General features: G+C 72.6%; 14 protein-coding genes, 1 tRNA gene and 1 pseudogene. 7 read left to right on the forward strand and 9 right to left on the reverse strand.

Going from position 1 to position 22,027, the window contains the following annotated elements:
* Nucleotides 1-13: 13 nt before the first annotated feature.
* Nucleotides 14-86 (reverse strand) — tRNA-Arg (locus tag ACZ6S6_RS13100).
* Nucleotides 87-402: 316 nt separating this feature from the next.
* Between ACZ6S6_RS13100 and ACZ6S6_RS13105 the strand changes: the two genes are divergently transcribed.
* The 7 genes and pseudogenes from ACZ6S6_RS13105 (at nucleotide 403) to ACZ6S6_RS13135 (ending at nucleotide 9,394) form a co-directional block, all read left to right on the forward strand.
* Entirely contained in the window at nucleotides 403-2,055 is a 1,653-nt protein-coding gene (locus ACZ6S6_RS13105) for a dynamin family protein (protein ID WP_362962553.1), read from the forward strand.
* Nucleotides 2,052-3,968, forward strand: a complete 1,917-nt coding sequence (locus tag ACZ6S6_RS13110) for a GTP-binding protein (RefSeq protein WP_362962484.1) — start codon at nucleotides 2,052-2,054, stop codon at nucleotides 3,966-3,968. Before ACZ6S6_RS13105 ends, ACZ6S6_RS13110 begins: the two co-directional genes overlap by 4 nt.
* Nucleotides 3,969-4,071: 103 nt before the next feature.
* Nucleotides 4,072-4,479: pseudogene (locus ACZ6S6_RS13115) on the forward strand (single-stranded DNA-binding protein); the annotation flags it as partial.
* Between the two features lie 474 nt (nucleotides 4,480-4,953).
* Complete coding sequence (locus ACZ6S6_RS13120; protein ID WP_469705546.1) at nucleotides 4,954-6,405, forward strand: LAETG motif-containing sortase-dependent surface protein; 1,452 nt, start codon at nucleotides 4,954-4,956, stop codon at nucleotides 6,403-6,405.
* Between the two features lie 207 nt (nucleotides 6,406-6,612).
* Nucleotides 6,613-8,277 carry an energy-dependent translational throttle protein EttA gene (gene ettA / locus ACZ6S6_RS13125; protein WP_362962480.1) on the forward strand — a complete coding sequence of 555 codons (1,665 nt, stop codon included), beginning with the start codon at nucleotides 6,613-6,615 and terminating at the stop codon, nucleotides 8,275-8,277.
* Between the two features lie 5 nt (nucleotides 8,278-8,282).
* Nucleotides 8,283-8,705: an acyl-CoA thioesterase gene (locus ACZ6S6_RS13130; RefSeq protein ID WP_362962478.1), complete on the forward strand. Its 423-nt coding sequence runs from the start codon at nucleotides 8,283-8,285 to the stop codon at nucleotides 8,703-8,705.
* Nucleotides 8,702-9,394, forward strand: a complete 693-nt coding sequence (locus ACZ6S6_RS13135; protein WP_469705548.1) for a DUF8010 domain-containing protein — start codon at nucleotides 8,702-8,704, stop codon at nucleotides 9,392-9,394. Before ACZ6S6_RS13130 ends, ACZ6S6_RS13135 begins: the two co-directional genes overlap by 4 nt.
* 103 nt (nucleotides 9,395-9,497) lie before the next feature.
* Here ACZ6S6_RS13135 and ACZ6S6_RS13140 read toward each other — a convergent pair whose 3' ends face one another.
* The 8 genes from ACZ6S6_RS13140 to ACZ6S6_RS13175 form a co-directional block, all read right to left on the reverse strand.
* Complete coding sequence (locus tag ACZ6S6_RS13140) at nucleotides 9,498-10,547, reverse strand: DUF2804 domain-containing protein (protein WP_362962474.1); 1,050 nt, start codon at nucleotides 10,545-10,547, stop codon at nucleotides 9,498-9,500.
* Nucleotides 10,548-10,593: 46 nt separating this feature from the next.
* The gene (locus tag ACZ6S6_RS13145; protein WP_362962472.1) at nucleotides 10,594-11,556 is read right to left on the reverse strand and encodes an ABC transporter ATP-binding protein; all 963 of its coding nucleotides are present in this window, start codon (nucleotides 11,554-11,556) and stop codon (nucleotides 10,594-10,596) included.
* A complete protein-coding gene (locus ACZ6S6_RS13150) occupies nucleotides 11,553-14,366 on the reverse strand; it encodes an ABC transporter permease (RefSeq protein ID WP_469705551.1) in 2,814 nt (937 codons plus the stop codon). Before ACZ6S6_RS13150 ends, ACZ6S6_RS13145 begins: the two co-directional genes overlap by 4 nt.
* 1 nt (nucleotide 14,367) lies before the next feature.
* On the reverse strand, nucleotides 14,368-17,724 hold the full coding sequence (locus ACZ6S6_RS13155) for an ABC transporter permease (protein ID WP_469705553.1): 3,357 nt from the start codon (nucleotides 17,722-17,724) through the stop codon (nucleotides 14,368-14,370).
* A gap of 160 nt (nucleotides 17,725-17,884) precedes the next feature.
* Nucleotides 17,885-18,289 (reverse strand): globin, encoded by a 405-nt coding sequence (locus ACZ6S6_RS13160; RefSeq protein WP_362962467.1) that lies wholly within the window; start codon nucleotides 18,287-18,289, stop codon nucleotides 17,885-17,887.
* Between the two features lie 243 nt (nucleotides 18,290-18,532).
* Complete coding sequence (locus ACZ6S6_RS13165; RefSeq protein WP_469705633.1) at nucleotides 18,533-18,985, reverse strand: MarR family winged helix-turn-helix transcriptional regulator; 453 nt, start codon at nucleotides 18,983-18,985, stop codon at nucleotides 18,533-18,535.
* 193 nt (nucleotides 18,986-19,178) lie between these two features.
* Complete coding sequence (locus ACZ6S6_RS13170; protein WP_469705556.1) at nucleotides 19,179-20,525, reverse strand: FHA domain-containing protein; 1,347 nt, start codon at nucleotides 20,523-20,525, stop codon at nucleotides 19,179-19,181.
* Nucleotides 20,526-20,633: 108 nt separating this feature from the next.
* Nucleotides 20,634-21,992, reverse strand: a complete 1,359-nt coding sequence (locus ACZ6S6_RS13175; RefSeq protein WP_362962462.1) for a vWA domain-containing protein — start codon at nucleotides 21,990-21,992, stop codon at nucleotides 20,634-20,636.
* Nucleotides 21,993-22,027: the final 35 nt, after the last annotated feature.

Genomic DNA, 22,027 nt, shown 5'->3' on the forward strand with positions numbered 1-22,027 from the left:
GGCTGGGCTGAAGCGCCCCCGGCAGGACTCGAACCTGCGGCCAAGCGCTTAGAAGGCGCCTGCTCTATCCACTGAGCTACGGGGGCCGGGTGGTGGCCTCGGTGACCTGGAGCCCTGGGACCCGGGCGGTCCGTGACCTGCCGGGACAAGGATAGGGCTCCGATCGCCTGGACCCGGTTGCTTCACCTGCGTGGCACGATGTGGAGGTTCGGTGAAGCGAAACGATAATCGCAGGTAGGTGCGATTCACGCATCGCTTTTGGCGCCTCACGTCACGGGTGTTGTGCACTCGTTATGCCTGCGCCCCACTCGTCCCCTCTGTCCAGAGGAGGAACCGCCGCGCAGAGGGGTCTATACGCTTCAAAAAGGCGCCAAAATTGGGCATTCTTCGCATGTGGTGACCTTGGACGTACGGCCTCAGCTCATCGACGCACTTTCCGCCCTGCGCGACCGTGTCGCTGCCGTGCGTCTTCCACTCCCGCTGCCGGGTGCTCCACGCGCCAGGCAGACCAGGATCGAGCTGCTCGCCCAGCTCGACGACTATCTGCTGCCCCGCCTCAAGGACCCCGAGGCACCCCTGCTCGCCGTCATCGGCGGGTCCACCGGCGCGGGCAAGTCGACGCTCCTCAACTCCCTTGTGGGGCGCCGGGTCAGTGAGGCCGGGGTACTGCGGCCGACCACACGCACCCCGGTGCTGGTCTGCCATCCGGATGATCATCACTGGTTCGCGGACATCCGGGTGCTCCCGCAGCTGACCCGGGTCTGGCTGCCGCCCGAGGAGTCCGCGAACCCCGGCCAGTGCGACGACCTCGACGGACTCGACGGCCACGCGGCAGAGGACGGAACCGCGCTGCGCGTCGAGACCGCCGCCGGTCTGCCGCGCGGGCTCGCCCTGCTCGACGCCCCCGACATCGACTCGCTCGTCGTGCGCAACCGGGTACTGGCCGCCGAACTCGTCTGCGCGGCGGACGTCTGGGTGATGGTGACCACCGCCGCCCGGTACGCCGACGCCGTGCCCTGGCATCTGCTGCGTACCGCCAAGGAGTACGACGCCTCGCTCGTCACCGTCCTGGACCGGGTACCGCACCAGGTGATCGCCGAGGTGTCGCGGCAGTACGGGGCGCTCCTCACCAAGGCCGGTCTCGGCGAGGTGCCCCGCTTCACCATCCCCGAACTGCCCGAGTCGGCGGGCGGCGGCAGCGGACTGCTGCCCACCACGGCGGTCGCCCCGCTGCGCGCCTGGCTCACCCACCGCGCGCAGGACCCGGCGGCCCGTCAGCAGGCGGTCGGACGGACGGCCGCCGGGGTCATCGACTCGCTCGATGTCCGGATGCCGGCGCTGGCCGGGGCCGTCGCGGCCCAGTACGCGGCCGCCGTGCGGCTGACCGGCGTGGTCGAGGAGGCGTACCGGAAGGAGGGCGCACGGGTCCGGCGGCGGCTGCAGAACGGCGGCGCGCTCGCCGGGGACGCCCGGACCCGGTGGCGCGGATACCCGCTGTACAGCACCTCGGAAGAAGTCCTCGAAGCCCTGGTGGAGAGCCTCGCCGCACTCCTTGAGTGCGCGGTGGCGGCCGCCGACGAACAGATCCGGACGACCTGGCAGCGGGAGCCGGCGGCCGCGGTGTTCGGCTTCGAGACGGTGGGCCGGGAAGAGGGCGGATGGGGACCCGCCGAAGACATCCGGGGCCGGATCGCCATGACCGTACGGCGCTGGCGCAGGGTCCTGGAGGAGCTGGCCGAGGAAGAGGTGCGCCTCATGGAACGCAACGCCGCGCCCGACCCGGAGACCGTCGCCGCCCTGCTGGCCGCCGCCCTGCTGGGTGGCCGCCGGGCCCGCACCGCGGGCGAACAGCTCGCCGAACGCATCGGCGTCCAGGGCGCGCTGCGGCTGCGCGACAAGGGCGGGGCACTGCTCAGCAGCTATCTCGACCAGGTGCTGGGCGGCGAACGCGACCGGCGCCTCGCCCCACTGGACGCACTCGACGTGGCCCCCGAGCCGCAGGCCGAACTGATCGCCGCGCTGTCCGTACTGCAGAAGGAGAGGTGGCAGCGATGACTGCCGTCACTGACGAAGGTCCGGGCCGGGGACAGGGACAGGGAGAGGGACCGGAGCCGGAGCCGGGGCGGAGCCCGGACGAGGGCCCCGCCCCGGGCGAGGGCCTGGAGAAGGACCGGGGCAGGCAGGCCAGGGGCTGGGACGACGGGCTCATCGCCCGCCGCGCCGCCGCAGCCGTACCCCAGGAGGCACCGGCAGCCGCCCCGGAGGACGACGGACGCCCCCAGGTCGAGGCGTACGTTCCCTCCGGCAGCCCGCTCAGCCCCCGCCTGGACGCACTGCGCGAACTCGTCGGACTCTCCAGGGCCCGGCTCGACCGGACCGACCTCGCCGAGGCGGGCCGGGTGCTCGACGAGGCCGCCGCCCGGCAGCGGCTCTCCTCCCGGCACACCGTCGTCGCCATCGCCGGAGCGAGCGGCAGCGGCAAGTCGACGCTCTTCAACTCCCTCGCGGGCGCGCAGATCTCCGAAGCCGGGCTGCGCAGGCCGACCACCGCCGCGCCCATCGCCTGTTCGTGGACGGATGGCGCCGCGGGGCTGCTGGACCGGCTGGCGATCCCGGGACGGCTCAGGCGCAGGCCGCAGCAGAGCGGTACGGGGGCCGACGAGGCGCTCCAGGGGCTCGTCCTGGTCGATCTGCCCGACCACGACTCGGCGGCGGCCGGACACCGCGAACAGGTGGACCGGGTACTGGCGCTGGTCGACGCGGTGGTCTGGGTCGTGGACCCGGAGAAGTACGCGGACGCCGCCCTGCACGAGCGCTATCTGCGGCCGCTCGCCGGACACGCGGAGGTCACCTTCGTCGTCCTCAACCAGATCGACCGGCTGCCGGGCGAGGCCGCCGACCAGGTCCTGGACGACCTGCGCCGGCTGCTCGACGAGGACGGCATGGCCCTGGGCGAACACGGCGAACCGGGCGCCACCGTCCTGCCCCTGTCCGCGCTCACCGGCGACGGGGTGGGCGAACTGCGCGAACTCCTCGGCCGGTTCGTCCAGGAGCGCACGGCCGCGACGCGCCGGCTCTCCGCCGATGTGGACGCGGCGGCGGCCAGGCTCCGTCCGGTGTACGTCGCCGAGGGGCGGCCGGGGCTGGGGGAGCGGGCCCGGGAGGAGTTCGCCGACCGGCTCTCGGAGGCCGTCGGCGCCGCCGCGGCCGGCCAGGCGGCGGAGCGCGAATGGCGCCGCAACGCAGGCCGGGCCTGCGGGACGCCGTGGCTGCGGCTCTGGCGCTGGTACGAGTCCACCAGGCAGCCGAGAGGCCTGGACCGGGCGGCACTCACCACACCGCCCGAGGAGCGGCTCACCGCACGCCAGCGGGTCGAACAGGCGGTACGCACGGTCGCGGACGACGCCGTGGACGGGCTGCCGGGGCCGTGGGCGCAAGCGGTGCGCGAGGCCGCGGTGCACGGGGCGCAGGGGCTGCCCGAGGCGCTCGACGAACTGGCCGAGCGGGCCGGCGCGGCGCCGGGGCGGGGCGCGGACGCCGACAGCGGCGAGCCGGCGGAACCCGGCGGGCGGACCGGCACGCACCGGGGGCGCGGCGGCAGGCCCCCGCGTCCGGCCTGGTGGCCCGCGGCCGTACTGGCGCAGGTGGCGATGACGTTGCTGCAGATCTTCGGGGGCCTGTGGCTGATCGGCCAGATCATCGGCGTGCTCGAACCGGGACTGCTGACGCCCGCGCTGGTGATGCTGGCGGGGATCATCGGCGGCCCGCTGGTGGAGTGGTCGTGCGCGGCGGCGGCCCGGGGGCCCGCACGACGGTACGGCCAGGAGGCGGAGCGCCGGCTGCGCGAGGCCGCGGCCGCCTGCGGGCGGGCCAGGGTGCTCGATCCGGTGTCGGCGGAACTGGTGCGCTATCGCGAGGTGCGGGAGCGCTATGTGGCGGTGACGGAGTTTTCCACAACGGGCCGTTAGTCCACAGGTTCCGGCAGGAATTCCGCCTCCCCTTCACCATGGGATCAGTGACCGGACGCGAGGGCGCGGGTCACTGAATCCAGACCGAAGGGGAGGCGGAGCCATGAACGAGACCTTGGTGACGCTGGTGGGCAATGCGGCCACCGGTGTGGAGTTCCGGGAGACCGCGAGCGGGGGAATGGCGCGATTCCGGTTCGCGGTGACGCCCCGGCGGTGGGACCGGGAGAAACAGCTCTGGGCGGACGGGCACACCAGCTTCTACACGGTGTGGGCATGGCGGACCCTGGCATCGAATCTGACGGGTTCCGTATCCGTCGGGGAGCCTTTGGTGGTGCACGGCAGGCTGAAGGTGCGCGAGGAGGAACGGGAGGGGCAGCGAAGGACGTTCGTGGACATCGAGGCGACGGCGGTGGGCCACGATCTGACCCGGGGCACATCGGCGTTCCGACGGGTGGTCAGGGCCGAACCAGGGCTGGTGTCGCGTACGTCCGGCCCGGGGGCGGCGGAGCCGGACCGATGGGCTGTGCGCGAGGTGTCCGCCAGGGACCAGCCCCCTGCACAGGCACAGACGCCCGCGCGTGTGCCTGTGCAGGGGGAGTTCCGGCCGGAGACACGAGAAACACCGGAACAGCCGGATCAGTCAGCTCGATCGGGTCAGCCAGGCGGGCCGAATCAGCCGCCCCGGACAGGCGAGTCGGATCAACCGGATCAACCGGAACGCCCAGCGTCCAGGCGTCGGGTGGTTCGCAGGAAAAGCGGCCCCGAACTCGTGTCCGCACCCTGACCGGCCGCACCAACCGCCTCTGGCCCAAGTGTTACCGGGGATAACGATTCCGAGTCGGAATGGTTGTCCGACGGTATGACGGGGGACTGTGCTTCGCTTCGTCCTTAGGATTCCCCAGTACTCACAGGGCACTTGAGTCGGCAGGCGGGACATTCCCCACACGCGCACCAGGCGCGAGGGTCTCGCCCGGAGGGGAATTCTGTGTTTTTTGCTTCTTCATCGACCGCCTCGTCATCAAGGACGACGGTCAGTTCCCGACGGATGCGGGGCATATCCCGCTTGGCCGCGTCGGTGGTGGCATCCGGTCTGGTCATGGCCGGCACCCTCGCGGGGGCCGGCGGCGCGGCTGCCGACGAGGCGCCCCAGCACCAGGGCGGCGCGAGCGCGGTACTGGACGGGTTGAAGACGTACGACGTCGCGGTGCTCCACGCGGACGGCAAGGAGCAGAGACTGCCCGCCGGGCTCTTCGAGATGACCGTCGACGGCGGCGGGAAGCTCAAGACGTACTGCATCGACATTCACAACCCCACCCAGGACCAGGCGAAGTACCTGGAGACCCCTTGGGCCGAGACCTCGCTGGGCGGCAACAAGAACGCCGGCCGGATCCGCTGGATCCTTGAGCACTCCTACCCGCAGATCGACGACCTCTCGGCACTCGCGGAGGCGGCGGGCACCGGGCCGCTCACCGAGAAGACCGCGGCGGCGGGTACCCAGGTCGCCATCTGGCGCTTCTCGGACGACGCCGACGTCGACGCGTCGGACGGCCAGGCGGAGAAGCTCGCCGACTGGCTGGAGAAGTCCGCCACCGACACGGCGGAGCCCAAGGCATCCCTCGCCCTGGACCCCGCCGCCGTGTCCGGCCGGTCCGGTGAGCGGCTGGGGCCGGTCACCGTCCGCACCAACGCCGGTCAGGTCTCGGTGGCCCCGCCCGCCGACTCCGCCAGCGGCATCAAGGTCACCGACAAGAAGGGCAAGGCCGTCACCACGGCGGCCAACGGCTCCGAGCTCTACTTCGACGTCCCGGCCGCTTCCGCCGACGGCTCGGCCTCGCTGACCCTCCAGGCCACCACCTCGGTGCCGGTCGGCCGCGCCTTCGCCGGGGTGACCAGGAGCCAGACCCAGATCCTGGCAGGCTCCAGCGAGTCCACGGTCTCGGCGAGCGCCACCGCGACCTGGGCCAAGAAGGGCGCGATGCCGGCGCTCTCCGCGAAGAAGAACTGCGCCAAGGGCGGTGTGGACGTCACCGCGAGCAACAAGGGCGACGAGGCGTTCACCTTCGAGCTGGCCGGGGCGGAGCACACCGTCGAGGCGGGCAAGTCCGCGACCGTGACCGTGCCGGTCGCCGAGGACCAGGCGTACGACTTCACGATCACCGGGCCGGGCGGGTTCACGAAGACGTTCAAGGGCGTGCTGGACTGCAAGACCAGCGGCAGCACCACCACCGGCGGCCTCGACACCCAGACCGCCGACCAGCCCAACACGACCACCGCCACGGCCGGCGGCAGCTCCTCGGGCGCCGAGGGAGACCTCGCCGAGACCGGCAGCTCCAACGCCACCCCGGTCATCGCGGGAATCGCGATCGCCCTGGTCGTCATCGGCGGCGGCGCGGTCTTCTTCCTCCGCCGGCGCAAGGGCCAGCCCTCCGGCGAGTGATGAACCGTAGGCACACGGTCACGATGTGCTGATGGCGGCCCCGGTACGCACCCGCGTACCGGGGCCGCCGCGTACCGCGGGGCCGGGCCAGCGCATTCCGGGGGCCGGGAACGGGCGTACCGCGGACCGGACTGGTTTCCATCCGGGGGTGGCCGTCAGGCAAGATGGGGTGTATCTGCCCACTCATCGATTGCCGGACGGTTTCTCTTGGCTGAGTACATCTACACGATGCGCAAGACACGCAAGGCGCACGGCGACAAGGTCATCCTTGACGACGTGACGCTGAGCTTCCTGCCCGGCGCGAAGATCGGTGTGGTGGGTCCCAACGGTGCCGGTAAGTCCACGGTGCTGAAGATCATGGCGGGCCTGGAGCAGCCGTCCAACGGTGACGCCTTCCTGTCGCCCGGGTTCAGCGTCGGCATCCTCATGCAGGAGCCCAAGCTCGACGAGTCGAAGTCCGTGCTGGAGAACGTCCAGGACGGCGCCGCCGAGATCATGGGCAAGCTGAAGCGCTTCAACGAGGTCGCCGAGGAAATGGCGACCGACTACACCGACGCGCTCATGGACGAGATGGGCAAGCTCCAGGAGGACCTGGACCACTCCAACGCGTGGGACCTGGACGCGCAGCTGGAGCAGGCCATGGACGCCCTGGGCTGCCCGCCCGGCGACTGGCCCGTCGTCAACCTCTCCGGTGGCGAGAAGCGCCGCGTCGCGCTCTGCAAGCTGCTCATCGAGGCACCGGACCTGCTCCTGCTCGACGAGCCCACCAACCACCTCGACGCCGAGTCGGTGAACTGGCTGGAGCAGCACCTCTCGAAGTACGCGGGCTGTGTCATCGCCGTCACTCACGACCGGTACTTCCTGAACAACGTCGCCGAGTGGATCCTCGAACTCGACCGCGGCCGTGCCATCGCCTACGAGGGCAACTACTCCACGTACCTGGAGAAGAAGTCCACCCGGCTCAAGGTCGAGGGCCGCAAGGACGAGAAGCGGCAGAAGCGGCTCAAGGAAGAGCTTGAGTGGGTCCGCTCCAACGCCAAGGGCCGGCAGACCAAGTCCAAGTCGCGTCTCGCCCGGTACGAGGAGATGGCGGCCGAGGCGGACAAGATGCGGAAGCTGGACTTCGAGGAGATCCAGATCCCGCCGGGCCCGCGGCTCGGTTCCATCGTCGTCAACGTCGAGAACCTCTCGAAGGCCTTCGGCGACAAGGTCCTCATCGACGACCTGTCGTTCACGCTGCCGCGCAACGGCATCGTCGGCGTCATCGGCCCGAACGGCGCGGGCAAGACCACGCTGTTCAAGATGATCCAGGGCCTGGAGACGCCGGACTCCGGCTCCATCAAGGTCGGCGACACGGTCAAGATCTCCTACGTCGACCAGTCCCGCGCCAACATCGACCCGAAGAAGTCCCTCTGGGCCGTCGTGTCGGACGAGCTGGACTACATCAACGTCGGCCAGGTCGAGATGCCGTCGCGGGCGTACGTCTCCGCGTTCGGCTTCAAGGGCCCGGACCAGCAGAAGGCGGCCGGTGTGCTCTCCGGTGGTGAGCGCAACCGCCTCAACCTGGCGCTGACGCTCAAGGAGGGCGGCAACCTGCTGCTCCTCGACGAGCCCACCAACGACCTCGACGTCGAGACCCTCTCCTCGCTGGAGAACGCACTCCTGGAGTTCCCGGGTGCGGCCGTGGTCATCTCCCACGACCGTTGGTTCCTGGACCGCGTCGCCACGCACATCCTGGCGTACGAGGGCGACTCCAAGTGGTACTGGTTCGAGGGCAACTTCGAGTCGTACGAGAAGAACAAGGTCGAGCGTCTCGGTGCGGACGCGGCCCGTCCGCACCGCGCCACGTACAAGAAGCTCACGCGAGGCTGATCGTCTTGGCTCGTCACATCTACAGCTGCCCGCTGCGCTGGTCGGACATGGATGCCTTCGGCCACGTCAACAACGTGGTCTTCCTCCGCTATCTGGAGGAGGCGCGCATCGACTTCATGTTCCGGCTGGCGCCGGGGGACGGCTCGCCGTCGTTCGCGGGCGGCTCCGTCGTGGCCCGGCACGAGATCGACTACGTCCGGCCGCTGGTCCACCGGCACTCGCCGGTGACCGTCGAATCCTGGGTCACGAAGATCGGCGCCGCGTCGCTGACGATCGCCTACGAGATCAAGGATCCCGAGCAGGTGTACGTACGGGCGTCGACCATCGTCGTGCCGTACGACCTGGCCGAGGAACGCCCGCGGCGGATCTCCGCCGAGGAGAAGCTCTTCCTCCAGAAGTACCTGGCCGAGGAGTCCGCGGCGGCATGACCGTGCCCGTGCAGTCGCTGCTGTTCGCCGACGCGAGGGAGGCCGCGGATCTCGCGGGCTTCCTCGGTCGGCTGCTCCACTACGACCGGGCCGCCGCCGTACGCCTCCAGGCGGGCGGCGGGGCGCTCGCCGTGTTCGGCCGGCCGCCGTCGTTCGAGGTCCTGGCGGTCCGGGCGGTGCGGCTCGCGGACACACATGACTTCGATGTCACGGTGTCGGCCGGTGAACTCCTCGAATCGCTGGACGTCGAGGGACCGGAAGCCGGTGCGGGGGTGTTGCCCTCGCCGGTGACCGGACCGCCCTGGACGGGCGTGCTGCCCCCGCGCGGCGGCTGGCAGGAGTGCCAGGGTCTGCCGGATCCCGTCGCCCTGCGCACGGCGCTGACCGCCGCCGTGGCGGAGTTCCGGGCGCGCGACGAGAGCCTGCCCGAGGACCGGCGTACGCGGGCGGAGCGGGACCTCATCGGGCGCGACATCTGGTCACGGACCGTCGGTGGCACGGAGCTGCCGTTGCGGGCCGTGCACGCGGCGCAGGCCCTGGGCTTCCTCCGGTCCGCACCGGACTTTCCCGTCGCGCTGCTCGCGTCGGGAGCGTGGCTGCGGCTGCGCACCCCGTTCGGCGCGATCGCCTTGCGGCGGGCCGGTGCCGGGGGCGGGCTGGGGATGCTCGATGTCTCGGTGGGCGGGTAGGAGTTCCGCTCTTGACGTGCCGACGTGCCGACGTGCCGACGTGCCGACGTGCCGACGTGCCGACGTGCCGACGTGCCGACGTGCCGGCGTGTGAACCAGTGAGTCACCAGCGCATGTGAACGTCCTCGGCCCAGCCCAGCAGCCGTTCCACCACGATCTCCTTGCCGTCGTCGGTGCGGATACTGCCGTCGTAGTGGCCGAAGCACTGGTCGGTGCGGTTGGCGATCAAACCGGCCTCCGTGTGTGCCGACCGGTTGTGGAACGGGGTGAACGTCAGGTCGACCTGGCCGGACGAGGGCGTACGGATGGTCCAGGGGGCGAGGAGGTCGGCCGTCGACCAGCGCCAGTCCAGCTCCTCGCCGATCTTGGTGAGCCGGCCGTCCACACAGAGCCCGTTCTCGGTCGAGCCGGTGCCCGCCGTCCAGCGTCCGCCGAACTGGAGGCCCACCGTGTGCCCGCCGGTGCGTCCGGAGGCGGCGCCCCAGTTCCAGTCGACCGTACGCGGCCAGCGGCCGCGGCCGTGGTCCAGAACGGCCCAGGTGTCGTCCCCGTCGAACTCCAGGAACTCCGTGCCGATCCTGACCTGGCCGGACGCCGGGAGCGCGGTGTGCTTGGAGGTGTACTGGAAGCGCTGATCGCTCCACGGCACCACGACGGACAGCGATTCGTGCCCCGGCGGCCGGGCGACCAGCAGGTCCACCTCCAGCGGCAACCGGTCCGCCGTCAGACAACGGGCCCTCAGCCGGGTGCCGGCGTTCTCGTCGCGGATCTCGATGCGCACCTTGCCGCCGGACGGCCGCGCGGGCCCGACCACCACGTCCTCGGATCCGGGGGCGCCGGCCACGGTGTCGGGGAGCCCGACGCCGAAGCCGCCGGGGATGATCGCGGTGCGCTCCGACTCCAGGCCGCCCGGGGCGTATTCGAGCAGATAGACCGTGTTCAGGGCGAGGAAGTCGAGATCACTGACGGTCAGCGCCACCAGATGGGTGGGCGTCGTCACGCACCAGTACTCCCAGCGCTTCGTCCGGCCCCAGCCGCGCAGATTGGCGCGGTGCAGCGGCACCCGCGACCAGCCGACCGCCGCCGGATCGAGGCTGCCGTCGGGCAGGCAGAGATCGACAGGCTCGGTGATCTCGTGCTCGTGTGTCGCCATGCGCGGATCCTATAGCGGGCCGTGGCACGCCCCCGGGCAGGCCCGCTCACTCCGGCTCCGGGGCGTCGGGCCACACCCCGATGTGGTCCTGTTCCAGTTCCAGCATCACGCGGTGCTCCATGCCCAGCGACTCCGTGTAGTCCGCGGGCAGTTGCAGCCTGCCCGCGCGGTCGAGCATCGCGTACTCGCGTGCCACCTGGGACTCCTGGCCCGTCGCCGCGTCGACCTCCGTGCGGCGCAGCACCTCGAACGACGTGCGGCCGTCGCGGATGGCGACCGTGCGGCGGACCTCGTTCGCGACCGCCTGGTCGTGCGTGACGATCACGATCGTCGTGCCGAGCTCCTCGTTGGCGCGGCGGAAGGCGGCGAAGACCTGCTCGCCGGTGGCCGAGTCCAGCTCCCCGGTCGGCTCGTCCGCGAGCAGGACCGAGGGGGAGTTGGCCAGCGAGACCGCGATCGCCACCCGCTGCTGCTGGCCGCCCGACATCTGCTGCGGGCGCCGGTCGCGGCACTCCGCCACGTCCAGCATCGCGAGCAACGACTCGGCGCGGGCGGCCCGTTCGCGGTTGCGCCCGCCGCCGCGCAGTTGCATCGGCAGCGTGATGTTCTGGATCGCGGTGAGGTACGGCAGGAGATTGCGGGCGGTCTGCTGCCAGACGAACCCGACGACGTCCCGGCGGTAACGCAGCCGCTCCTTCTGCCCCATGGACAGCAGATCGCAGCCCGCCACCTTCGCCGCCCCGGCCGTGGGCACGTCGAGGCCCGCCAGGATGTTCATCAGCGTCGACTTGCCGCTGCCGGACGCGCCGACCAGCGCCAGCAACTCACCCTCGTTGACCAGCAGATCCAGACCCTGGAGGGCCTGCACCTCCACTCCGTCCGTGGTGAAGATGCGCACCAGCCGGTCGCAGGAGATCAGCGCGTCGTGCCCGTAGGAGGGCCGGTCGCGGCGTGCGGCGGCCCGCTGTTCGAGCTCCGCCAGCGTGGAATCGGTCGACTGCGTCGTCATCGGGAGTCTCCTGCCCTGAGTTCGGTGATCGATCCGCGGCGGCCGGCCCACCAGGCCTGTACGCCGGCCACCGCGGCGGTCAGGACGATCACGCCCAGCGCCGGGAGGACCATCGACCACGGGTCCGCCCGCAGCGGTGCGTTGTACAGCAGACCGGAGCCGGGGCCGGTCGAGAGCGCGAGGTGCACCAGATCGACGCCCGGTGCCAGCAGCGCGATGGTCGCCCGGCCGACGAGCAGCCCGCCGGCGGCGGCGAGCAGCGCCTGTGGCATCGCCTCGAAGCCGAGGAGGCGTCCGCCCTGCCGGGTGCCGATGCCCATGGTGCGCAGCCGCGCCAGCAGAGTGGTGCGCTCCGGGGCGGTCCGGAGCAGGGAGAGGAGGACGGCCAGCAGGGCGTAGCCCGCGCCGGCCGCGATCGCCGCCGTGTAGATCCGCTCGGCACCCACCTGCATCGGGGTGTCCACATAGGCCGCGCGCACTTCGGAGCGGAGTTGGACGGTGAGTTCCTTGCCCGCGTGGTGGGCCGCCGCGCGCAGTTCCTTCGCGTCCAGCCGGTCGCCGGTGAGCAGCAGAGCGGTGGTCTGGCGGTGGGTGAGGGCGGCGGCGTCGACGACCATGAAAGAGGTGTCGGTGACGGCGGGCGTGTGCGCCACCGTGCCCGCCACCCGGATCTTGAAGTCCCCGGCCATCGACTGGAGATCGCGCGTCCGGTCCCCGAGCCGCTGGGCGACGGACGGCGAGGCGAGGACCGGCAGCACCCGGTCCCGCGAGGGCAGCGAGCCCTTCGGCGTCGCCGGGCCGGTGTACTTCAGCCGGTCGGCGGGGAAGGTGCCGATGCCGGTGGAACGCGCCAGCCGGGCGTAGGTGACCGGGTCGACGCCGATCAGGGTGGCGCCCCGCGCGTCCTCGAAGCCGTGCTCGGGCGGCGGCAGCGAGACGCCGTACTCGATCTGGACGCGCGCCACCTCCCGTACGCCGTCCGCCCCGGACACCGTCCGGACCAGGCCGTCCGAGAGCGGTGCGGAGTCGGCCTGGCCGCTGATCCGGGCGTCCGCGCCGGTCGCGAGCACCGCCGCGGTGTCGCGGGCGTCCGCGACCCCCGCGAGCACCGAGCCGCCGAACGCCGCCGTCGTCAGCGCGACCAGCAGCGCGAGCAGGGGCAGGGTGCCGGCGGCCGAGGAGCGTCCGGCGCGGGCCAGCGCCAGGAATCCGACCGCGCCGCGCAGCCGCGCCACGGAGCGCAGGGCGAGCCGCAGCGGCAGCGGGTAGAGCCGGACGAGGACCAGGGCCGCGATCAGCGCGACCAGCACGGGGGCCGCGCTGACCAGGAGGTCGGTGCCCCCGGCGCCGCCCGTACCGCGCCGGCGCAGCGCGACGACCGCGCCGACGGCCAGCACCAGCACGGTGAGTTCGGCGACGGCGCGCCGCCGGGACGGCCGGACGCTCACCAGGTCCTCGCGGCCGCCGGGCAGCCGCGGTCTGCGGTGCAGGAGCACGGTACGGACCGGAAGCGCGGCACAGACCAGCGCACCGACCGCCGCGGCGCCGACGGCCGAGGGCCACAGCCTGGTCCCGCCGATCGCCGTCACCGCGAGCAGCAGGCCCAGCGCCGCCGCGGGCACGGCCGTCACCGCGGTCTCGGCGAGCAGCCGGCCCCCGATGGAGCGCAGGGACCCGCCGCGGGCCCGGAGCAGGGCGAGTTCGGTGTGGCGCCGGCCGGCGATCAGCCCGCCCGTCATCAGCAGGACGATGACGGCGACGGCCCCGATGCCGACGGCGGCGACCGTGACGACCGGGCGGATCGCCTGCCGCATCCCTTCGTACGCGCCCACGATCTCGTCCAGATCGGTCGTCACCGTCGCGGTCTCCCCGACGGCCCCGCGCACCTTCAGCAGCCCGGGGCCGCCCTCCAGGGAAGCCACCGACGAGCGGAGTTGGGGCACGTCCCGCGTGGTCAGCCGTGAGACGTCCGGCATGATCCGCCAGTACGCCTCGGGCTGACCGGTGGTGGCGAGCAGCGCCGGTGCCGCGTCCGGAGGCAGCAGCAGGGCCGCGGTCCAGTAGTAGAGCGGCTCGGTCTTCGTCGGTTTGGCGACCAGGGAGGGGGTCCGCAACAGCGGCTCGGCCGACCAGTAGGCGGCTCCGGGACGCAGCGGGGCGACGATGCCGGTGATCCGTACCGTGAACTGCCCGCCCCTGACGGACGGGACGGAGACGGTCGCACCGGCTGTGATCCGCAGCGCCTTCGCGGTCTCCTCGGTGACCGCGGCCTCCAGCTCCTCGGTGGCGGCGGTCACCTCGCCGCGCACGGCCGGCCACCGGCCCTCCCGCAGGGTGGAGTGATCCGGCAGCGCCGACTGCGTCGTGTACGTCAGCTCCGGGTCGATGCCGTAGGGGCGGGGGAACCAGCGCTCCCCGGCGGAGATCGGGCTCGTCGTCCGGAATCCGTACGCGGACTGGCCGGCGTCCGGCCGCAGCGGACCGGGCAGCCCGGCCAGCAACGTCCGGTGCACGGAGGCCACCGACGGCTCCCGCACCGCTTCCTCGCGCGCCGCCTCGGGCACCTCCAGACCCGGCGGCGGGCTGCTGACCTCCAGAACGCTGCGCCGGGGGGCGGCGGCACCGAGATCGTGGCGCAGCCCCTCGTCCTCGTAACGGTCGACGGCCCGTGGGAAGGCGGCGGCCAGGAACGCGGTCAGCAGCACCAGCAGCCCGAGCGCACAGGCCGCGCCGGGGGCGGTGCGCAGCCGGGTCCGTACCCAGGGCGCGCAGGCGGCCGTCCTGCCGGAGAACATCGGACGCGGGCTCATGTCAGTTGTCCCCCTGGTGGCGCAGCGAGATCGCGGGGTCGGTGCGGCGCAGGGCGAGGACCGCGACGATCACCAGCGGCAGCGCGGCGAAGCAGGCGAGCAGCACCGCGACCTGCCCGGCGGGCAGTTCCACCAGCACGGCCGGTACGGGCCGGGCGGCCTGCCCGGTCAGCACGACGAGCGGCACCACCGCCCGGGTCAGTACGGCCCCGAGGACCGCCCCCACCAGCAGCCCGATGGCGATCAGGACCCCCTGCTCGGCGGCGATCATGCGGGCCAGCCGCCGGCGCGGCGCCCCGAGCGCCCGCAGCACGGCGAATTCCGCGGACCGTTCACGCCGTGAGCCGACCGCCGTCACGGCGAAGCCGACCCCGGCCAGCGCCGCCGCCACGACCGCCACCGCGAGCAGCGCGGACTGCGGGCCCGCGCCCAGCGGATCGCCCACCAGCTCGTCGGCGACCTCGTCCCGGACCTGCACCTGCGCCGGATCGGTGTCGGGCCTGGCCCGGAGCGCGGCCGCGACCTCGGCGGTCCGGCCGGGAGCGGTGCTGAGCCACCACTCGGTCGCGGTGAGCACGGCGTTCGGGCGCTGCGCGAAGATCCCGCCGACGGCCCTGAGGTCGAGGAGCAGGGCGCCGCCGTCCCGGGCCGCCCGCGTCTGGCCGGAGGACAGGGAGGCGGTGGAGCCGGGCCCGGTCGTCGGGAGCCCGTGGACGGACCGCACGATCTTCACCCGGACCGTCTCACCGGCCAGCGTCACGTCCACGCTCTGGCCGGTCCGTGCACCGGACGCCTTCAGATAGGCGTCCGTGGCCACGCCGTTCAGGCCGGCCGCCGGGGCCCGCGCCGCGGTGACCCGCACATTGAGGGCCGGCACCGCGTCCGCCGCGTCCTCGGCCGTGACGAACCCGGTCCGGTAGTCGAGGGTCAGCGGCTGCGCGGCCGAGCCGGCCGGGTGCAGCGGGGCGCCCGGCTGCACCTGCCCGAACTCGTCGGTGGTCAGGGCCGCCTGCCAGCGGAACCCTTCGGGCACCGGGACCGGCCGTTCGGTGCCGCCGGCGGTCGCGGTCCGCAGCCCGCTCACGGTGAGCCGGTGCGACTCGTCCCGCCCGACCGGCTGGCTGCTGTCCAGCTCGAACCCGGTCACCGCCAGCTCACCGGCCGCGGCCACCTTCAGCGAGAGCGGGTGCGCCTTCCCGTCCACCGGCACGGAACCGGCGACCACCCGGTACGGAATGCCGTAGCGGTCCTCCAGCAACACGGTGACCAGCGGGCTCATGCCGGAGCGCGAGGGCGTCCCGGCCTCCGCGCCGGCCTTTGTCCCGTCCTTCGTGCCGTCCTTCGTGCCGGACGATATGCGCAGATCGAGGCGGAGTTCCGTGCTGTCGCGCGGCAGCAGCAGTCCCGGCCGTGCGGAGTGCCGCGGTGCGAGGGAGTCGAACAGCCGGCCCTGCTCCCCGTCGGCGAGGTCGCCGCGCATCAGCATCCGCTCGTCGGCGTGCGCGGTGTCCAGGGCCAGCACCTCGGCCGTGCGGCCACCGGAGAGCTCCAGCGTCGTACGGAACGCGGGCGCCGCCTCCCGTACCCCCGGCAGTCGCGCGTACGTGCCCGACCGGGCCGGATCCGCGTTGACGCCGCCCAGCATCCGGACCGGGGCGCCGGACCTGAAGTCCGCCTGGTCCTTCTGCGAACGGTCCCACGACGCGCTCTGGCCGATGGCCAGCATGCCCATCGCGACCGACAGCACCAGCAGCAGCACCGGTCCCGCGCCGCGCAGCGGCCGGCGGCTGAACTGCCAGCCGGCCAGCGCCGTGGCCAGCCCCCGGCCGCCGGCCGCCCGGCGCTCCGCGAGCCTGGCCGCGGGCGGCAGCAGCCGCAGCGTCAGTACGGTGCCCGCGAGCAGGGCCAGGGCGGGCGCGACGACCAGCAGCGGATCGATGCCGAGGCCGCCCGCGCGGTCGTCGCTGAGCGCACCGTTGCCCGCGCCCCCGGTCTGCCGGTCGAGCTGCCAGTACGCCACCCCGGCGATCGCCAGCAGTCCGATGTCCGCCCCCGCGCGCACCGGCGCGGGCAGCGTGGCGGCGCGGGTGGAGCGGCGCCCGCCGGCGCTCGCGGCGAGCGCGGGCGCCACCACGGCGAGCGCGCAGACCAGCGCGGTGACGGCGGCCACCAGCCACACCGTGCCGGTGGCGGTCCCGCCGAGCCGCAGCCCGATCCGGGACAGCTCGCTGCGGTCCGCCAGGAGCCGGGTCAGCGGTCCGGCGAGCAGCGGGGCGAGGACGGCGGCGGGCAGCGCGAGCAGCAGCGCCTCGATCGCGGCGAACGAGGTGATCCGGCCGCGCGATCCGCCCCGCGCACGCAGCAGTTCGGTCTCCCCGCCGCGCTCACTGCTCAGCAGCCGGGCCACCAGGAGCAGGGTGTACCCGGCCAGCAGCACCAGTTGTACGGCCACGATCATCATCGTCGAGCGGGAGACGAGCAGCCCCCGGTCGATCTGGTCGAGAACGGTGGGCAGCTGGGTCTGCGCGTTCGCCCCGTTCTTGAACTCGGGGGCGGCGAGCAGCTGTTTCGGGCCCTCGGTCGCCGAGTGGCGCAGCGCGGCCATCCGGTCCGTGGTGAGGCCGCGGAAGTCGGCCGACGCCAGATAGGAGAGCTCGCCGGAACTGGTCCGGCCGGAGCCGAGCACCGCGGGGTCGGTGAGCAGCGGCCCGTACGTCGTGAAGACGACCCGGCGGATGCCGCGCCCGCCGCCCGCGTCCAGCTGCCAGTACGGATCGGCCTGGTCCGCGGCCTCGTAGAGACCGGTGATCAGGATCTTCAGGGGCTTGCCGCCGAGCCGGTCGGTGAGCGTCAGCCGGGCGCCGGGCTTCAGCCCGAGGGCCTCGGCGGCGGTGCCCGGCAGCGCGACCTGGACCGGGTCGCCGCTCTTCCCCGCCCCGGCGGCGGGCATCCGGCCCGCGGTGAGCCGGACGCGGCTGAGGTCGAGCGAGGCGAAGTGGGTGAGGTCGGGGTCGCCGCGGCGGGCGGCCGGGGTCTGGAGGCTGCGCGGCAGCGCGTACGGGCCCGACGCCTCCAGCTTCCGTACGGTCACCGGGAGTCCGTCGAACGTGGCGTGGGCGGCCTTGCGCGCCGAGGCGTCGGCCGCGTCCCGCTGTTCGGGCGCGACCTGCGCCGATATCAGGAGGGACGCGTCGGCGGCGGACCGGTGGGTGAGGGTGTGGCGCAGTGCGGCGTCGCCGATGGAGCCGGAGAAGGCGGTGAGCGCGGCCAGGACGGAGGTGGTGAGCAGCACGGCCAGCACGGCCGCGGCGAGCAGGAGCCGATGCGCTCTCACCCGCAGAAAAACGAACCCCGTCACCCTGCCCCCACCCTCATCTCATGAACACGCCCCCCGGCGATGTATGGATGCTTTCAGAGTGCACCGGTCGCGGGATACCGCCCACGGCCACACCTTGATGGGATCGTGACCGTTATCCGGTGGCGGAGTACCGGATTCCGCACATGTGCGGGCCGGAAACTCAGCCTTCGGTGTTCACCATCGAGGCGGCCGCGTAGGTGAGGTAGTCCCACAGCTGCCGGTCGTGCTCGGGGGCCAGCGCCAGTTCGTCGAGCGCCACCCGCATATGGCTCAGCCAGGCGTCGTGCGCGGCCCGGTCCACCTGGAACGGTGCGTGCCGCATCCGCAGCCGGGGGTGTCCGCGCTGGTCGCTGTAGGTGCGCGGGCCACCCCAGTACTGGATCAGGAACAGCGTGAACCGCTCCTCGGCCGGGCCCAGATCCTCTTCCGGGTACATCGGCCGCAGCAGCGGGTCCCCGGCCACGCCCTCGTAGAAGCGGTGGACCAGGCGCCGGAAAGTCTCCTCGCCGCCGACCAGCTCGTAGAAGGTCAGCTCCTGCACCGTGTCGCGCGGGTTCTCAGTCACCCGTCCATCGTCGCAGACGCCCCGGCGGGCGACCGGGGGCCGGGTGTGCCGATCGCGCCACCTCGCACCGGAGTCCGCGGGCGGCGGGTGTTCGCCGGGCGTACGTATTCATAGTTCGTGACGCGAACTAGCGTGGTTCGTGTCACGAATGAGTTATGCCGGGCCGCTGCGGGCGGGTAATCATGAATCGTACGGTTGTGGTCATTGGCGGGGGCTGCCCGGCCGTGATCCGCCGGACAGGCCTCACAGCGGGGCAGGGGGTGCTTCGTCCGGCTCCATGAAGACCACCGGCACCTTGTTCTCCAGCACCAGACGGCCGAGCAGCCGCGCGAGCAGCTCGCGGTCGGTCTCGTCGAGGCCGTCCGACAGCCTCGCCACGCGCCGGCAGGTCTCCGCGTGGAACGCCTCGGCCAGCTCGTCGCCCGTCGCGGTCAGCGCGACGCGGACCGCGCGCCCGTCCTCGGGGTCGGCCTCGCGCCGCACCAGACCGCGCCGGACGCTCCGGTCCACCAGGCCGGTGAGGCTGGACTTCGCCAGCCCCAGCACCGATCCGAGCTCACTCATCCCGTACGGCCGCACCATCAGCACACAGAGCAGCTGGCCCTGCTGTGCGGTGATTCCGTGCTCGCGACCGGATTCGGCATATACGGCGTTCACCAGAAATGAGGATCGCACCAGTGCGGTGACGAATCCCATCTGCTCATTCTCGGCCTCTCGCATTCGGCCAGAATACGGCAGAAGGCGACCGTCAGGACCCGGCGCGAGGACTCTTATTCGTACTGCGAACTACATGATTCCAGCGGCCGGCGACCGAGGGGCGGCGGCCCGGAACAGCAGTGCGCGGCCGGTGAGGGGTGTCCCTCACCGGCCGCGCATGGTGCGGAGCCCGTCAGCCCCGGCGGATCGTGATCGTCGTCCACGCCCCGACGTGCACCTGGTCGCCGTCCTGGAGCGGAACGGGGACATAGGGCTGGATCGGGTCCTCGGCGCCGTTGAGCGTGGTGCCGTTGGTGGAGTTCTGATCGACCACGGCCCAGCTGCTGTCCGGCTGCTGCACCAGCACCGCGTGCTGGTGCGAGACACCCGGGTCCTCCGGGGGCACCGACAGGTCGATGTCGGGGGACTCGCCCGTGCTGTGCCGGCGGCGGCCGATGGTGATCTGGTTGCCGGTCAGCGGAAGGTGCTGCTCCGGGGAGTACGCGGGCAGGTTGAGCCCGGTGGCCTCCGGGCCGCTGCGCTGCATCATCGCCAGGAAGTACTCACGGTCCGGAGCGACGACCGCCGTCCAGCTCGTGGACCCCTGACCCTGGCCCTGGTCCTGACCCATGCCGGAACCCTGGTTCTGACCCGGGTACGGCTGCTGCTGCATCGGGGACTGCGGGCCCTGGGCCTGCGACGGCGGCGACAGCAGCCAGTCGTCGTTGCCGGGCTGCGCGGCCTGCGGCTGCGGCGGGGCCGGCGGACCGGGCTGCTCGAAGACCGGGGGAGCCGTCTGCTGGAACGCGGGCGCGGCACTCTGCTGCTGGAACGACGGCGGCGGGGGCGAGCCCTGCGAGGAACCCTGCTGCTGGGCGTGCTGCTGCCCCTGCGGGAAGCCCAGCGGGCCCTGACCCTGGCCCTGCTGGAACGACGGCGGGGGCGGCGGGCCCTGCTGGAACGGCGGCTGTCCCGGACCGCCGGGAGGGCCGGGCTGTCCGGGCCCCGAGGAGAGCGGCTCGGCCGGCCGGTTCACCTGCGAGGGGCGCGAACCCTGGTACTCGAACGGATCGCGGGGCTGCGGCGCACCGGGCTGCTGCTGAGCCTGGAAGCCCGGCGGCAGATTGAGACCGGGAACGGGGCCGGGGCCTCCAGGACCGCCGGGACCGCCAGGACCTCCGGGGCCGCCAGGACCTCCGGGGCCGCCACCCGGTCCGCCGGGACCGGGCGGTCCACTCGGTCCGCCGTGCTGCGGGGCCAGTGGTGTGTACGAGGTCGCCGTGTTCGTGAGGAAGTTCCAGCGGCACTCCTCGCAGAACGGCGCCATCGCCTCCCGCGGGGTGCGGCACTGCGGGCAGATCTCGGCGTGGGCGGTCGCGTCCGGGCCGGGGCCCTGCGGGTATCCGTAGCCGGGCGCGGGCGGCGGGGGAGGCGGCGGGGGAACGGCGCCCGCGGGCCCGCCCGCCCCGGCCATGCGGTGGCCGCAGACCTCGCACCAGTCCTCGGAACCCGACTGGTGTCCGTTCGGGCAGGTCGGCATGTCGGCGCTTCCCCCTCTCCTCGTCCGGCCGCGGGGGCCGTCATTTTTTCTTGCTTCGCCGCCCGGCGGACCTGTCCGGCCGGGCGGCTCATCAGTGCGGATATGTGGTTACTTCTTCACGCGGACGGTCTTCGTGGAGCGCGTTTCGAGTGTCATCTCGTCCGCATCCGCGACCTTCGCCTTCAGTCGCACAGTACCGGTCGCCGCGTCGACGACGTCTACCACCTTCGAAAGCAGTTTCGCAGTGTCCTCGTTCCCGGACGCCGATGCCAACTGCACCGCACGGCCGAGTTTGGCCGTCGCGCCGTCGAAGTCTCCCGACTTGCGGGCATCGAGCCCCTGCTGGATGACTTGTGCCAGTTCCGCCTGACCTGTGTAGTGCGCGACCTGCGGATTGATCGAGGTCGACGCCACCATGTCGTCCGTCCACACCGCCCGCACGAGGCCCTGCGAAAGCGTCTGAGGCGCCCCGCCCGACGGGTCGGGCAGGATCAGCGAGACCCGGGCCGCCAGCATCTCCTGCCCGATGCCGGCCTCCGGCACCTGCACGCACACGTGGTAGTCGCGGGACTCGTCGCCCCAGGAGCCGGTGGGGTAGTCCCCGGCGCGCGGGCCCGCCTCGGTGCGGCGGTCGGTCAGCTCGGCGACCGTCGGCGCGACCTGCTTCACGTACTTGATCTCCACGCCGACCGGGGTCCAGAGCCGCAGCGCGACGTCCGCGACCTCCTTGCCCATCGCGTTCTCCATCATCTGCGTGAAGTCCGCGGCCAGCCCGGCGGGATCGGCGACGATATCGGCGGTGCCGAGCAGTGCGGAGGCGATCGCTGTGACCTCTTTCACTTCCCAGTCGGTGCCGACGCCGCGGGCGTCACAGGTGAACCGGCCCGCGCAGGCGTCGAGCGCGGCCCGCAGGTCCTCCGGTGCCTCGTGCTCGTTGCGCCCGTCGGTCAGCAGGATGCCGTGCCGGATGCTCACCTCGGCGGAGCCCAGCAGCCGGTCGGCCAGCCGCAGCCAGGTCCCGATCGCCGTACCGCCGCCCGCGCCGAGCCGGCGCAGGGCCTCCTTCGCCTGGGCCCTGGTCTGCGGATCGGCCGAGGCGAGCCGCCCGTTGCCCGGGTAGACCTCCTTGGCGACGTGCGTACCGCCGATCACGGCGAAGGCGGTGCCGTCGCGCAGGGTGTCGATGGCCGCCGCCGTCGCGTCGCGGGCGTTGCGCATCTTCGTGGGCGGATAGTCCATCGAACCCGAGCAGTCCACCATGATCACCACGGCGGCGCTCGCCGCCCGTCCCGCCGTGTGCGAGGGCGGATGAGCGGCGCTCCTCAGCGGAACGCCCCCCGTGGTGCCGCCGCCGGTCGAGGTGACGGTGATGATGCCGTTGACCTCACGGCCGCCCTCGGGCAGAAACTCGTTCTGGTACACCTCGACGGAGAACTGCGGCACGTTCGACTTGGAGAAGTTGGCCATCTGATCGGCTCCTTGAGGCTCCACGTGTCAGATGA

Source organism: Streptomyces sp. NPDC048671 (genome assembly GCF_055587045.1).